This window comes from Peribacillus sp. NPDC101480 (assembly GCF_050277335.1).
Classification (GTDB): Bacteria; Bacillota; Bacilli; order Bacillales; family DSM-1321; genus Peribacillus.
The window spans coordinates 1-14,149 of the sequence record NZ_JBNNSB010000018.1; the positions used below are offsets into that span (position 1 = coordinate 1).

Below are 14,149 nucleotides of genomic sequence, written 5' to 3' on the forward strand. Positions count from 1 at the left end.
AATGTTTGACTTGCTCATTTGCTTTTTTGATAGTGTGTGCTCACTTAAAATTTAACGTTGGCGCTTTGTTTTGTTCAGTTTTCAAAGAGCAATTTGTTCGCCGCATCTCTTAGCGACTTTAATATCTTAACATCTTATTACTACTTCGTCAATAACTTTTTTAAAAAAGTTTTTTCATTCTTTTTCAAAAGCTTTTACGTTGCAGCAACTTTTATAATATACCAGCGTATAAATCAATAGTCAATAGATTTTTTGAATATAATTCACTTTTGAATCTCATGACTGATTCCACTTAGACAAATTCTTTTTTCCCCTCATATAGATTAGGCATTCCTCCTCGGTGCTCACCCTTTTAAACAGTCTGAAAAGGATGTTATATTTCTCGTTTATAGCTCTTTTGACCAAGTGATCGATTCTGTCATCCTGCAGATCGAATAGTATTTCATCCATCTCTCTTTTTAAAAGGTACTCCAATTCCATCTTTTCCTTGTCATTAATCAATAAACCGAGCATGGTTCACACCTCCATCAGACAGCATTCCCCATTGCCAGCATTTTTATGAATTTTCAACTGACTTTTTTGCATAACAATAATCCTCGCGCATAAATTTGAAGACAAGAGTACTTTGGACAAGGGGATGGATTAATGAAATTTTTCATGGTGCTTCAAGCCAAGAAGATCAAATATTATTCGTTAATATTACTTACGGCACTTTTTACCGCTTGGTTCCTTTTTGTACAAAACATTCTTCATGCTCCCGTTTTTTCTACAGATGATGGGCCGAAAGCTGTTTATAAAGGGGAAAAGAATGTTGCGATCACGTTCAATATCGGCTGGGGTGATGAGAAAGCCGCTCCGATAATAGAAACATTAAAAAGGGAAGAGATTAAATCCGCCACATTTTTCCTCTCGGGATCCTGGGCTGAACGTCATCCGGACATAGTAGCGGAAATTGTGAAAGAAGGATATGAAATCGGCATCCTTGGTTACGATTATAAGGATTATTCCGAAATGGAAGATCAGGAAATCATCCGGGATATTTCTAAAGCCCAGGAAGCATTTAAAAAACTTAATATAAAGAATATAGAACTTTTACGCGCTCCCACCGGACACTTTGATAAACGCCTCTTAAAGATCAGCGAGAAATTCGGATACACCGTTGTCCATTGGAGCATCGATTCAAAGGATTGGACCAATCCGGGTGTGGACCGGATCGTACAGAACATCACCAAGGCCCAAAAGGGTGATATCATCTTATTACATGCTTCAGACTCAGCAAAACAAACGAATAAGGCTTTACCGGAGTTAATAAGTGAACTTCGAACAAAAAATTTAAACTTCGTTAACGTTTCAGAGATGATTTCCAATTCATCAGCAAGCAGTGAGGAAATTCGCTGACTGAAAAAACTGCGTACTAATGGTCTCCTTGAACCTTTAGTACGCAGTTTTTATGTTTTGACTTCCTCAAGTATGGCCCGGCATACATATAGGTTATCTGCCTTCACCAAGTTCACCGGCTTTCATCTTTCCATTTGCCGGAGTTTGCTTACGCCCTCTTTTACTGGCCAATTCCTTTTGTGAAATTTCAATCAATTTGCTCAGGACCAATAATTGATAAGCATTGCAGACCAGCAATGGAAACAGCATGAAGTAAAGCCAGCTTTCATCATTGGCACTTAGGACAGGTATCCACTCCAACACCGTGAACACGACCATGAAAAACAAAGCCGGGATGAATGACTGTTTATTCGTTTGTTTCATTTTGAAATAAGCTGTAACAAGCCCCGAGGCCAATACAACCAATGCTAACACGATGTAGGAACTGATCCCCTCGCCTGAACCAAAGCTAAGGTATCGCAGGTAAACAAGATCGAAAACAACAAAAAGAATGAGTACAAGTTGAACGGCATTCCATAAGGAAGCGCTTTTAAATATTCCGAGACCAAAACGATGTATCGTTAAATAGGCAAAAAAGCCAGCTTGGCTTATGACACTGAAAATTAATCCAACACCGAATAACCAAATAAAAGTTGATAGGATGGCACTGGCATCAAAAGAAGAGAAATAAGGCTTAAACTCATTCCACCGGGCCAAGAAACCTACAACTCCGCCCGTTACACCACCTATAAGCAATGTTGTTAAAAACAATTTAACTAAATTACGGCTGTTCATTGTTTTCCTCCATACATTTCTATTTCATTTCCTTAATTGTACCAACCAAATTTGGAAAAATCCACTTATTCCACCAAGGAATAATATCGCCGATTGGAACCATATTAACAGTAAGAAGGATGAAAGGGGCCCTGCGTATGAGAGTGGGAGTTGCTTTGCTTTTCACGTCATTCTTACTCGTTTGTTCCGGTTGTGCTCAAAATGGAGCAGGCGCAGAAAAAATGGAGTATGAAGAGACAAAGAAGATGGTCGTAGATATCTTGAAAACAGATGATGGAAAAAAAGCCATCCAGGATATCATTACTGACGACAAAACGAAAGCTGAACTTATTATGGATTCGGATGACATTAAGAAATCCATTGAAGATATGGTCACTTCAGATAAAGGGAAGGAATTTTGGAAAAAGACATTTAATGATCCCGAATTCGCTTCCGCGTATGCTAAAGCATTAGAAGACGAACATAAAAAGGTATTGAAGGACTTAACTGCCGATCCTCAGTATCGTGGAATGCTCATGGAAATAATGAAAGAACCGGATATGGAAAAAGAAATGAATAAGTTATTAAAAACCAAGGAGATGCGGTCGGTCTACAAAGAGCTGATCATCGAAACCATGGAGAGTCCTCTCGTCCAGGCTAAAATGCAAGAGAAATTGGATAAAGCAGCCACTAAAGCGGCTGAGAAGGAGAAAAAGTAAAAAGAATGAAATAAGGCTGATTCCAATCGGAATCAGCCTTATTTTTATTGTAGTTTTTCAATGACTTTCTTAGCAATATCTTCGTAAATCCTGCCGAGCCTATGGTCCGCTGCGTAAATGGATGGAGCAAAGTCCTCTTCGTTCCAATCCGGCTGTTGCAGGGGAAGTTGACCTAAAACTTCTGTACGAAGCTCTTCTGCAAGCTTCTCTCCGCCGCCTTTTCCGAAGACATATTCTTTTTCACCCGTCGTTTTACTTTCGAAGAATGACATGTTCTCTATGACACCAATGACTTCGTGTTCTGTCTTGATGGCCATGGCACCAGCTCTTGCAGCAACGAAGGCTGCAGTCGGATGCGGTGTCGTAACGATGATTTCTTTACATGATGGGAGCATCGTATGAACGTCCAAAGCAACATCGCCTGTACCCGGCGGTAAGTCAAGGACCAAATAGTCCAAATCTCCCCATTCCACTTCATTAAAGAAACTGTTGAGCATTTTCCCCAGCATTGGCCCTCTCCATATGATCGGCGCGTTATCCTCTACAAAAAAGCCCATTGAGATAACTTGAACGCCAAACCGTTCTACAGGAATGATTTTTTCCCCGCGAACAACCGGTCTTTTTGTTATCCCCATCATATCAGGTACGCTGAATCCATAAATATCGGCATCAACCAGTCCGACCTTTTTACCTAAACGAGCAAGTGAAGTGGCGAAATTCACTGAAATCGTAGATTTTCCCACTCCGCCTTTACCGCTGGCGATCGCGATGAATTGTGTCTTGCTGTTAGGGCCAAGCAAGCCTTGGTCCGCTTCATCCTGAGGAATGCTTTCACGGTGCTTGGCTAACTCCTCTTCAGAAAGCTCCGCGAAACGGATGCCTACCGATTCCGCTCCGTTCGTTTTCAGTAAGTCCACAACTTCCGATTGCATTTGCATTTGCTCGGCGGTCCCCGTTTTCGCAATCGCAAGTTTAACACTTACATGATTCTTTTCAGGTTTTATTTTGATTTCTATAATTCCATTTGTCTCTTCAAGGTTTTTATGTAGAAAAGGGTCTTTAAGATCCTTTAATAAATTCAGTACTTTCTCTTCTGTTAGCAAGTCGAGCACCCCTTTGAATTTTATTTTCCCATTTTTCAGTATAACATATTACGGAAAGAAAGATTATTATCTGCCCCGCATGAAAAACCTGATTATTTTCCCATAATAAAGAGGCCTTGTACCTTACAAGACCCAGACATCACTTTTCTTCTGATAGTTTTCCCTCTGTAAAGTACCGTAAAATCCCCATATAAATCGAGCTGGCAACCTTTTCTTGATACTTATCACTGACAAGGCGTTCCCTTTCCTCGGTATTGGAAAGAAAGCCAATTTCCACAAGCGCTCCCGGCTTCTTAGCATAATTCATCAAATACACATGATTAATCGTTTTTGCATCACGCTTTGTATTTTCCAGGTTCCTGATGATTTCAGTCTGAATGAATTTTGCCACCTGTTCATTTTCTTCAAACCTGCTTGTATAAAAGGTCTGGGCACCTTTCGATGACGCTGATGGAAAAGAGTTCAAATGAATGCTTAAGAATAAGTCCGCTTCCGAATCATTGATCATTTCAACCCGATTCCGTAAGTCCTCCTGTTTTCGCTGGCGGATCCCCTTTGTATTTCCCTGTGCCAAATCCTCATCTTTCTCACGGGTCATGATGACAAGGGCACCCTGTTCCTGCAAATAGTCCCTGACCTTTAATGAAACGGAAAGGGCAATTTCCTTTTCCATAATCTCTTGTACATTTGCCCCGCCGTCCATTCCTCCGTGACCTGCATCCAGAATGATGACCTTACCTGCCAACGGAAGGTTCCAGGAGTCCCAAGAATCATCTTCAACAAATTTAAAAGTTACAATTAAAAAAAGGACAAACAATCCCATAGCGATTCCTGTATATTTCAGCTTTCTGCGCATGACCGTTCCCCTTCCATGATCTCTCTACTAAAAAGTATGGGACAAACCATGGAAATAGAACAAGGAATGGGAATTTGCCTTCCTAATGCAGTTTCATTTTATATCGTTTTTCACCAGTCTTAAAGCCGTCCAGCCACCAATCCCCTACAAATCCTTCACAGCAATAAAACAAACCCTCATCAAAAGCATTATTCGCCGTAACTTCCCGCCAATACAAAATGAAGTTAAAAAGAGTATCCACCAAAAATTTCTCTTCCTTCCAGCACCTGGACCTAACATCTTCTTCCGACTCACCATAATAGCCAAACTTACTATAGTTGGCTCCTAATAAATAAGCCTCGATGGCAACATCAAAGTAGCCCTCCTCCAAAACATCCATCAAGTCCTGTCCGAAGTAACGCTGAATCCTTCCCTTCATATCCTCGATAGAAAGTTCCCTGAGCAGCCTGCGTTCGAACTTCAATTGCCTTTCCCTTTGCATCTCCTGTAAACCTAATATCACAGCCATAATTCACCTCCGGGGCAATTCCCCATTTCCCAAAATTATTTCCCAAGACATAATTTAGTTTTAGCCTTCTATTTTGAACCATTCATTTATTCCATTGGCAAAAAATAATAAGGATAGGTTTGGCAAGTAATTTAATAATGCGTATCGATATGCAAAATGCTATCTTCCATGGTCAAAGGGCAAACTGAACATTTCGGATGATGTTTAATGGCAGAAAACTCGGAACTATCACCCATAACTCGCCACTCAGGCCGCTACCCGAGGCTGACCTTGTCGACTTGGGTCGCTCACTGCGTGTGTCTCTTTGAACCTTGATCAATACTATTTGAGATCTATTAAGATAAAAGGACATCCATGGTAAACGGATGTCCTTTGATATAACTTTTAAACTGTCCTAAATTCTATCGGTGGCGCCTACACAATGTTTTGAAATGGTTTCCCATGTTTTACTTTATATCTGTCCAGCTCTTTTCTTTAATCTACCAGCAAGCGGCACTACAATTATACCGGCTATTACGACCTGCATCACGTTTCCTGGGATGGAGCCAAATGGCTGTATCCAGTTACCATAAAGAATAACCTCGACAAAATAGTAGCCGACGATTTTTATAACCAATGCAACGGCAACGGCCATAGTGTATACCCATTCTCTCTTGCCCGGTACCTTTTCGGATATAAGGCCGGCTAGAAAGCCCATTGTACCTACGATGACGAATGTAAACGGTGCCCACGCTGCCCAACCAGAGAAAAGGTCGAAGAAGGCCATACCGAAGGCGCCTGCTATCGCTCCTGTTTTTTTGCCATATACCAAGGCTGCTATAAAAAGGGGAACGTTACCAAGATGGATCAGGCCGCCGTTACCCATTATTGGAAGCTTGATGTTGATGAACATTGTCGCTACAAGAGTTAATGCAATGAATAGCGCATTGATGACCAAGGCTTTTGTTTTAGTTGTTTCAATTGGTGAGTATGTTGAATTCATATGAAGTCCTCTTTCTTTTTTAAGTATTATCATACTCCTAAACAGGAACTTAATAAATATGGATTTTACAAAAAATTCTGTATTACATAAATAAACTCAAGTGTAAACAAATGGAACACACCCGTCACCAACGCCGCCGCGGCCTTTTACTTGGATCTGATGCTGAAAATGGGACAAATCTTTTTCCGGACAAAGAACACCCCCAACATCATTGCACCTTGTACATTAAATATATTTGATTGGCAATATAATCTGAACTAAAATGAAGCCCCTTTCTTAACCACCATATTATAATGCCTACCAATGAGGCTGTTTTAATGTCAATGTCAACATATTCAGCAGGTAGATCCTTTTTGGTATTCTTCCTTCTAATTTCTACTAATTGCTTTAACAATGAAAACAACTGGTCCTCAAACTGATTCGTTTTAAATAAAATAAGTAAATAATCCCGATGAATATATAAATAATCAAGCAATTGTGTTAGCTGTTGTTTTTCTGATAAATCTTTTGCATGTATTAAAGCAAAAATTTTATCGGAAAGCTCATTTAAAATCTCATCGGTGATTTGCGTTAGTAAATCTTGAATATCCTGATAATGCAGGTAAAATGTTGTCCGATTTAATCCTGCTTTGTCTGCGATTTTCTGAACCGTTAAATTTGAAATTATGGGGTCCTCGCGTAAGAGAGCAATGACAGCGTCCTTAAACATTTCCCTTGACCGAATTGTACGAGGATCTTCTTTTTTTGGTATAGACATTTTTAACTCCTTTATAGATTTTTCCCTGACTTTCTCAACAGCATATATTTCTATGTCGATTAGTGAACATTTTCAAAAAAACTGTTCATGGTAAGCAACATATTTTTTTGTTACCATCGATTTTATCGACACGGTGTTGAGAATGCAAGTCAAAAATGAAGGGGTTGTCGACAGAAGTGGACATAACGGAAGGAAATAAAAAAGTTTTATTAATTGTATTGATCGCTGGGTGTTTTTTATCAACATTAAATCAGACACTATTAAATGTTGCATTGAGTGGTTTAATGGATGTATTTCATGTAACGGCCGCAACTGTACAATGGCTATCAACAGGATTTATGCTAGTGAATGGTGTGTTAGTGCCGATTACTGCCTTTTTAATGAAACGGTTTACAACAAGGCAGCTATTTATTAGCTCGATGTTCTTTTTGCTCATCGGATCTTTACTTTGTGCATGTGCAGGGAATTTTGGTGTGCTGTTAACGGGAAGAATGATTCAGGCAATTGGTGCCGGGATTATTATGCCTCTAATGATGACAGTTATTTTATATTTATATCCTAGCGAAAAGCGTGGAAGCATTATGGGGACAATTGGCTTTGCGATGATTTTCGCTCCAGCCATAGCCCCTACATTATCTGGTTTTATCATTGAATATGTTTCATGGAGATGGCTATTTATTGGGTTAATGCCATTTATATTAATCGTCATAGTTCTAGCGTTCAAATATTTAATGAATGTTGCCGAGACAACAAAAGCAAAATTGGATATCATAAGTGTCACTTTATCGACGATTGGTTTTGGCTGTGTATTATTTGGATTTAGTAGCGCAGGAAGCAAGGGATGGGATGATCCCGTTGTCATTACTGCAATACTCGTCGGAATGATCGTGTCGACTCTATTCTGTTTACGACAAATGAAATCCAGCGATCCATTATTAAATTTATCTGTATTCAATTATAAAATTTTCACTCTCACATCTTTCATCAATGTACTAATTACGATGATCATGTATGCTGATTTAATTCTTTTACCCATTTACTTGCAAAACGGAAGAGGTTTTACAGCATTTGAAGCAGGTTTACTGTTATTACCTGGAGCTGTGATTAATGCCTTCTTATCCCCTGTCACAGGTAAAATGTATGATAAATATGGTGCTAAACCGCTCTTTATTACAGGTTTGGTATTTATCATTGTTTCGATGTGGGGAGTCATAGATATAAACGAATCCACAACCTATAGCTATTTAATGGTTCGTACCATTATATTACGAATTGGCTTGAGCTTTATTACCATGCCATTAAATACAGCAGGGTTGAATGCTTTACCAAGAGAATTGGGTTCCCATGGTTCAGCTGTAAATAATACCATTCGCCAATTGTCAGGTGCTATTGGAACGGCAGTTGTCATCACAGTGTATACAATGCAGGCAACTTCGCATGCCTCTGAGCTATCAATGAAAAATGAAAATATTTCAGCTATTCAACTAAAGGCATTAGCTTCCATCTTTGGCTCAAGTGATGCCTATGTTTTCATGTTAATCTTATCTTTTGTGGCATTAATTTTTGCATGCTTCATGCCGGGAAAGACCGTAATCAAAAAAAGCCAAGGTGAATCTCATAACTAAAATTATTAAATGGAGTATTTAAAATAAAGCATATCCGGGAGATCCCAGATATGCTTTTTAATATTTCCAGTGACACACTTTTCCGGGCATAAAAAAAGACTCCCAACCGAAATGGTTGAGAGTCTTTGAAACGGTAATAGAATTAACGTTTTGAGAACTGAGGTGCACGACGTGCGCCTTTAAGACCGTATTTTTTACGCTCTTTCATACGTGGGTCACGAGTTAGTAAACCAGCAGTTTTAAGAGATGGACGGTATTCTGGATCAACTTGAAGCAATGCACGAGCGATACCGTGACGGATTGCTCCAGCTTGACCAGTGTATCCACCACCGCTAACGTTTACTAGAACGTCGTAATTTCCAGTAGTTTCTGTTGCAACTAGTGGTTGGTTTACAACTTCACGTAATGCTGCGAAAGGAATATATTCATTGATGTCACGACCGTTAATAACGATGCGACCTTCGCCTGGTACTAAACGTACACGAGCTACTGAGCTCTTACGGCGACCAGTACCATAATATTGAACTTGTGCCAAGATAGTAACCTCCTTAGTAATTATCCGCGTAATTCGTATACTTCTGGTTGTTGAGCAGCGTGTGGGTGCTCAGCTCCAGCGTATACGTGTAATTTTTTGTAGATTTGACGACCAAGAGAATTCTTTGGAAGCATACCTTTGATAGCAAGTTCAAGCATTCTCTCAGGGTAGTTTGTACGCATTTCAAGAGCAGTTCTAGTTTTAAGACCGCCTGGATGCATAGTGTGACGGTAATAAATTTTGTCAGTCAATTTTTTACCAGTCAAGTGGATTTTTTCAACATTGATTAGAATTACATGATCACCAGTGTCAATGTTCGGTGTAAAAGTTGGTTTATGTTTACCACGTAAGATGGATGCTACTTCAGTAGAAAGGCGACCCAAAGTTTTGCCTTCAGCGTCAATCACATACCATTTACGTTCTACTTCATTAGCTTTCGCCATAAATGTCGTACGCATGGTTAACCTCCTAAAAAACTTTTTAATTTTTTATATTTATTTTCAATCACAATAAACTTCCGGGGCTTATCGTGGGATTAAAATACATACCATATTATATTAACTTCTCCCAGATTCATTGTCAAGGGAATGTTACACTAGGATAAGTTGTCTATAAAACACTCTCTGCAACTCCATAAAAAGGTCAGTGTAGCGTCAAACCGCTCCATTACTGAGTTCATCTCGTTTCCCAGTTGTAAAAAACTGGTATCACTTCGAAAATAATTTTATTTGTAAAAAACTTTCCATAAATATAAGCCTTGGGCTGGTGCTGTTTTCCCTGCAAAACTGCGGTCCTTTTTGGCCAAAATCCCGCTCATATCATGGGGTGACATCTTGCCGCTGCCGACATCCAGGAGCGTCCCAACCAAGATACGCACCATGTTATACAAAAAACCTTCGCCAACGAAGCGGAAAACCATGTAACCATCGCTCTCTTCAAAATCCATCACTTGTATCGTTCGAACTTTATCGACCACTTCCGTTTTAGCCGAACAAAAACTTGTAAAGTCATGTGTCCCGATCAAGTAGGAGATTGCTTCCCTCATCGCCTCCCCATCTAATGGGTAGGGATAATGATAAGCGTAATTTCGCTGGAACGGATCCCGCAGTTTAGAGCGGGCTATGATATAACGGTACTCTTTCCCAGTCGTATGGAACCTTGCATGAAAATTGTCAGGCACGATGTCGACTTCCAGAACGATGATATCGGTCGGAAGAAGGGCGCTGAACGCCTTTACCCAATTTTCCGTAGGGAATGTAAGGGGCGATTCAAAGTGAAGTACCTGCCCCTTTGCATGGACCCCTGAATCTGTCCTGCCAGAAGCAGTCACTTTTATAATTGTGCCTTTATGCATTTGGGCCAAGACTGCCTCGAATTCACTTTGTATGGTGCGCTTCTCAGGCTGCACCTGATAACCAGCAAAATCCGTGCCGTCATAAGCGATCACACATTTATATTTTGGCATAGTTCTCTTCCTTATTATGAACGTAATAAAAATAACATGACCGTAAGAACACCGATTGAGACCATCAAAAGACTATCACTCATCTTCCAGTTCAATTGGCGATATTTCGTGCGGCCTTCCCCGCCACGGTATCCTCTTGATTCCATGGCAGTTGCCAATTCCTCAGCCCGTTTGAACGAACTAACAAATAAAGGAACAAGCAGCGGTACAATCGATTTAACCCTGTCCTTTATCGGGCCAGATGAAAAGTCAACGCCCCTTGCAGTTTGAGCCTTCATGATTTTTTCCGTTTCCTCCATTAGCGTTGGAATGAAACGAAGGGCAATGGACATCATCAATGCCAGTTCATGTACAGGCATCTTCCACTTTTTCAAGGGCCCCAACAGCTCTTCCATTCCATCTGTAATGGATATCGGGGATGTCGTCAAAGTTAAAAGTGACGTAACAAGGATTAATAAAGTAAATCTTACTGATATGAAAAACCCTTGAATCAGACCGCCTTCATAGATTTCAAACCAACCGTATTCAAAAAGCAAATCCCCTTCTTTCGTAAAAAATATATGGAGAAGGAATGTAAATACGATCAAGAAAAAGATTGGTTTTAACCCATTGTAAAGATAACGAAGCGGTATTTTGGAAAGAATGATCAATAGGATGGTGAATACAGCAAGCAAACCGTAAGAAACGACATTATTCGCCAAAAAGACGACACAAACAAACAGGAACACGAGGAGCAATTTAGCCCTTGGATCCATCTTGTGAATCAGTGAATTTGCAGGGACATAACGCCCGATAATCATTTTATCCAGCATCAGCGGTTCCCCCGTTTCATGGCTTTATCTATTTCTATCGCTAAATCACCGATATTAAGACATGGGTGATCAAATCGAACACCAAGTTCCTTCTGGAGCTTTAGTTGAAAACGGACCGTATCAGGAACATCCAGGCCAAGCTCCATTAATTGTTCCGGCTCCGAGAAAATTTCCTGGGGGGTTCCTTTTTTGAACACCGTACCCTTATGCATGATAATGATGTCATCCGCGTACTTGGCTGCATCCTCCATGCTATGAGTCACCAGAATCGTTGAAATGCCTCTTGCTTTATGCAGATCATAAAACATATCCATGATTTCTTTGCGTCCTCGCGGATCCAGACCCGCTGTAGGCTCGTCAAGCACCAATACTTCCGGCTCCATGGCAAGGACCCCAGCGATGGCCACCCGTCGCATTTGTCCGCCGGATAAGTCGAATGGAGATTTTTCAAGAACTTCCTCATTCAAACCGACTTGCGCGATGGCTTTCCTGGCCAGTTTCTTCGCATCAATTTCAGAAACGCCAAAGTTCATAGGACCGAAACATATATCCTTTTCAACCGTTTCATCAAATAACTGATGTTCCGGAAACTGAAAAACAATTCCGACCTTTTGTCTTATTGGCCGCAAAGCCTTTTCTTTTCTTCCGGCTTCAATCGTCCGATCCCCAATGAAAACCCGACCCTTCGTCGGTTTTAAAAGAGCATTTAAATGCTGCAGTAGCGTGGATTTCCCGGACCCTGTATGCCCGATGATTGCGGTATAGGTTCCCGGCTCCATTGAAATATTGACATCATGCAGAGCTAGATGTTCAAAAGGAGTATTCACCTGATAGCGGTATTCTACATCATCGAGTGTAATTCGCATAAATCCTTCACCAACTCTTCCTCTGTCAAATGCCCATCAACTACACGAACACCATTTTTTTGTAACTCCTTGGTTAGTTTCACTGAAAAGGGAATATCCAGACCAAGAGCAATCAATTCTTCCTCTAATTCAAAAATATCCTGAGGCGATCCTTCACGATATAGCCGACCTTGGTTCATGACTATCATTCGATCAGCTTTCGCAGCTTCCTCAAGATCATGGGTTATTGATATGACAGTAATATCGTTTTCCTGCTTTAATTCCCTAACTGTTTCAAGCACTTCTTCACGGCCTCTTGGGTCAAGCATGGAGGTTGCTTCATCTAAGATGATTATGTCTGGCTGCAGGGCTATTACACCTGCTATTGCCACTCTTTGCTTTTGACCGCCGGATAGATGGTGCGGCTCTTGATTAAGAAAGGCATTCATTTTAACCTTATTTAACGCACCATGAACACGCTCCACCATAACCTGCTGAGAAACACCGGCGTTTTCTAAACCAAAAGCCACATCATCCTGAACTGTAGTGCCTACAAATTGATTATCTGGGTTTTGAAAAACCATGCCAATTTTCTGGCGTACATCCCAAACTGATTCTTCTGTCAAAAGTTGATCATTAATCGTAATGGTACCTGAGTTAGCGAACTGAAGACCATTCAGTAACTTCGCTAATGTCGACTTGCCAGAGCCATTATGTCCGACAATCGCAAGCCACTCCCCCTGATGAATATCAAAAGACACATCATCCAAGGCGTTTCGAGACTGACCCTCATATTTAAAAACAATATTATTTAAAGAAACCAGCTTCTTCACCATGTGGCCCTCCTCATTCTCGACTGCACTCGTCTAAACTAAACTCTGCTCACTCAATATAAATATAGTAATTTTCCTTCTGAAAATATAAAAAAACGCTGCACCCCTTCCACCGAAAGAATTTTCGGTAAATTAAGAGCAGCTAATAGCGGGCCTGTTACGAAAAACAGGTTATCTTATAATCGCTTATCAAAAGCGGGAAGGGATGCTTGAGCTAGACGTGAAGGCTCCCTGCATGATACAGGTTCCGCCAGCCATCGTAACACTCAATGCGAATTTCTAAAGTACAGAATTTCTATTTTAAAAAAAGAAAAAGGGCATAGAACAAGTGAGTATATTCATTTGTCCCGCCCTTTTTCATCGTTGTTATTAAACTAATTCAATAACCACGACTGGTGCACCGTCACCGCGGCGTGGACCAACTTTCATGATACGAGTGTATCCACCTTGACGTTCTTCATAACGTGGAGCCACGTCACTGAATAGTTTTTGAAGGGCATCTGTGCCATTCTCAGCGTCAGCGATTTCGTTACGGATGAAAGATGCAGCTTGACGGCGTGCATGCAAGTCACCACGTTTACCAAGAGTGATCATTTTATCTACTACAGAACGTAATTCCTTTGCACGTGCTTCAGTAGTTTCAATGCGCTCATGGATAATAAGATCCGTAGCTAAATCACGAAGTAATGCTTTACGTTGTGCGCTAGTGCGTCCTAACTTTCTGTAACCCATTAGAGATTCCCTCCTTTGTTGAAGTTCTATATTGTGTGTCTATAACAAGGCTCACAACATAATGGATTGATTCCGCCATGTTATCAGTCGTCTTTACGAAGACCTAAGCCTAATTCTTCTAGTTTCGCTTTCACTTCTTCATCTCGTTGTTTGTCTCTCCACAAAAGAAACAGGGAGCTTTTCATGTGTTACTTCCAATTTTTCTTGATTGATCCTTTTAATTAGC

Annotated in this window: 17 protein-coding genes; 3 read left to right on the top strand and 14 right to left on the bottom strand. The window is 40.5% G+C overall.

Annotated features, from left to right (window positions below; all coding sequences use genetic code 11):
* Positions 1-276: 276 nt before the first annotated feature.
* Positions 277-513 carry a hypothetical protein gene (locus ACQKMF_RS26310; protein ID WP_101225888.1) on the bottom strand — a complete coding sequence of 79 codons (237 nt, stop codon included), beginning with the start codon at positions 511-513 and terminating at the stop codon, positions 277-279.
* Positions 514-645: 132 nt separating this feature from the next.
* Here ACQKMF_RS26310 and pdaB point away from each other — a divergent pair, with 132 nt between their 5' ends.
* Positions 646-1,398: a polysaccharide deacetylase family sporulation protein PdaB gene (gene pdaB, locus ACQKMF_RS26315; RefSeq protein WP_101225887.1), complete on the top strand. Its 753-nt coding sequence runs from the start codon at positions 646-648 to the stop codon at positions 1,396-1,398.
* A 93-nt stretch (positions 1,399-1,491) separates the two neighbouring features.
* On the opposite strand, the gene ACQKMF_RS26320 is transcribed toward pdaB, so the two are convergent.
* Positions 1,492-2,172, bottom strand: a complete 681-nt coding sequence (locus ACQKMF_RS26320; protein ID WP_230178751.1) for a KinB-signaling pathway activation protein — start codon at positions 2,170-2,172, stop codon at positions 1,492-1,494.
* 137 nt (positions 2,173-2,309) lie between these two features.
* Between ACQKMF_RS26320 and gerD the strand changes: the two genes are divergently transcribed.
* A complete protein-coding gene (gerD, locus tag ACQKMF_RS26325) occupies positions 2,310-2,870 on the top strand; it encodes a spore germination lipoprotein GerD (RefSeq protein WP_101225885.1) in 561 nt (186 codons plus the stop codon).
* A gap of 44 nt (positions 2,871-2,914) precedes the next feature.
* On the opposite strand, the gene ACQKMF_RS26330 is transcribed toward gerD, so the two are convergent.
* The 5 genes from ACQKMF_RS26330 to ACQKMF_RS26350 form a co-directional block, all read right to left on the bottom strand.
* Positions 2,915-3,973: an Mrp/NBP35 family ATP-binding protein gene (locus tag ACQKMF_RS26330; RefSeq protein WP_101225884.1), complete on the bottom strand. Its 1,059-nt coding sequence runs from the start codon at positions 3,971-3,973 to the stop codon at positions 2,915-2,917.
* 139 nt (positions 3,974-4,112) lie between these two features.
* Complete coding sequence (gene cwlD, locus ACQKMF_RS26335; RefSeq protein ID WP_101225883.1) at positions 4,113-4,829, bottom strand: N-acetylmuramoyl-L-alanine amidase CwlD; 717 nt, start codon at positions 4,827-4,829, stop codon at positions 4,113-4,115.
* 82 nt (positions 4,830-4,911) lie between these two features.
* Positions 4,912-5,337, bottom strand: coding sequence for a DUF2521 family protein (locus ACQKMF_RS26340; RefSeq protein ID WP_101225882.1), 426 nt, complete (start codon positions 5,335-5,337; stop codon positions 4,912-4,914).
* 451 nt (positions 5,338-5,788) lie between these two features.
* Entirely contained in the window at positions 5,789-6,319 is a 531-nt protein-coding gene (locus ACQKMF_RS26345; RefSeq protein ID WP_101225881.1) for an ECF transporter S component, read from the bottom strand.
* 208 nt (positions 6,320-6,527) lie between these two features.
* Entirely contained in the window at positions 6,528-7,076 is a 549-nt protein-coding gene (locus tag ACQKMF_RS26350) for a TetR/AcrR family transcriptional regulator (protein ID WP_101225880.1), read from the bottom strand.
* A gap of 155 nt (positions 7,077-7,231) precedes the next feature.
* Between ACQKMF_RS26350 and ACQKMF_RS26355 the strand changes: the two genes are divergently transcribed.
* Complete coding sequence (locus ACQKMF_RS26355; RefSeq protein ID WP_402945435.1) at positions 7,232-8,701, top strand: DHA2 family efflux MFS transporter permease subunit; 1,470 nt, start codon at positions 7,232-7,234, stop codon at positions 8,699-8,701.
* 142 nt (positions 8,702-8,843) lie between these two features.
* Here the strand turns inward: ACQKMF_RS26355 and rpsI are convergent, their stop codons facing one another.
* From rpsI to rplQ, 7 genes are all read right to left on the bottom strand, one after another.
* A complete protein-coding gene (rpsI, locus tag ACQKMF_RS26360) occupies positions 8,844-9,236 on the bottom strand; it encodes a 30S ribosomal protein S9 (RefSeq protein ID WP_034304957.1) in 393 nt (130 codons plus the stop codon).
* A 20-nt stretch (positions 9,237-9,256) separates the two neighbouring features.
* A complete protein-coding gene (gene rplM / locus ACQKMF_RS26365; protein ID WP_034304960.1) occupies positions 9,257-9,694 on the bottom strand; it encodes a 50S ribosomal protein L13 in 438 nt (145 codons plus the stop codon).
* A 266-nt stretch (positions 9,695-9,960) separates the two neighbouring features.
* Complete coding sequence (gene truA, locus ACQKMF_RS26370; RefSeq protein ID WP_427575610.1) at positions 9,961-10,701, bottom strand: tRNA pseudouridine(38-40) synthase TruA; 741 nt, start codon at positions 10,699-10,701, stop codon at positions 9,961-9,963.
* A 14-nt stretch (positions 10,702-10,715) separates the two neighbouring features.
* Complete coding sequence (locus ACQKMF_RS26375; protein ID WP_101225877.1) at positions 10,716-11,513, bottom strand: energy-coupling factor transporter transmembrane component T family protein; 798 nt, start codon at positions 11,511-11,513, stop codon at positions 10,716-10,718.
* Positions 11,513-12,379: an energy-coupling factor ABC transporter ATP-binding protein gene (locus tag ACQKMF_RS26380; protein ID WP_053537046.1), complete on the bottom strand. Its 867-nt coding sequence runs from the start codon at positions 12,377-12,379 to the stop codon at positions 11,513-11,515. Before ACQKMF_RS26380 ends, ACQKMF_RS26375 begins: the two co-directional genes overlap by 1 nt.
* Positions 12,355-13,194: an energy-coupling factor ABC transporter ATP-binding protein gene (locus ACQKMF_RS26385; protein ID WP_101225875.1), complete on the bottom strand. Its 840-nt coding sequence runs from the start codon at positions 13,192-13,194 to the stop codon at positions 12,355-12,357. The genes ACQKMF_RS26380 and ACQKMF_RS26385 overlap by 25 nt, the downstream gene beginning before the upstream one ends.
* Positions 13,195-13,560: 366 nt before the next feature.
* Positions 13,561-13,923: a 50S ribosomal protein L17 gene (gene rplQ, locus ACQKMF_RS26390; RefSeq protein ID WP_034304973.1), complete on the bottom strand. Its 363-nt coding sequence runs from the start codon at positions 13,921-13,923 to the stop codon at positions 13,561-13,563.
* Positions 13,924-14,149: the final 226 nt, after the last annotated feature.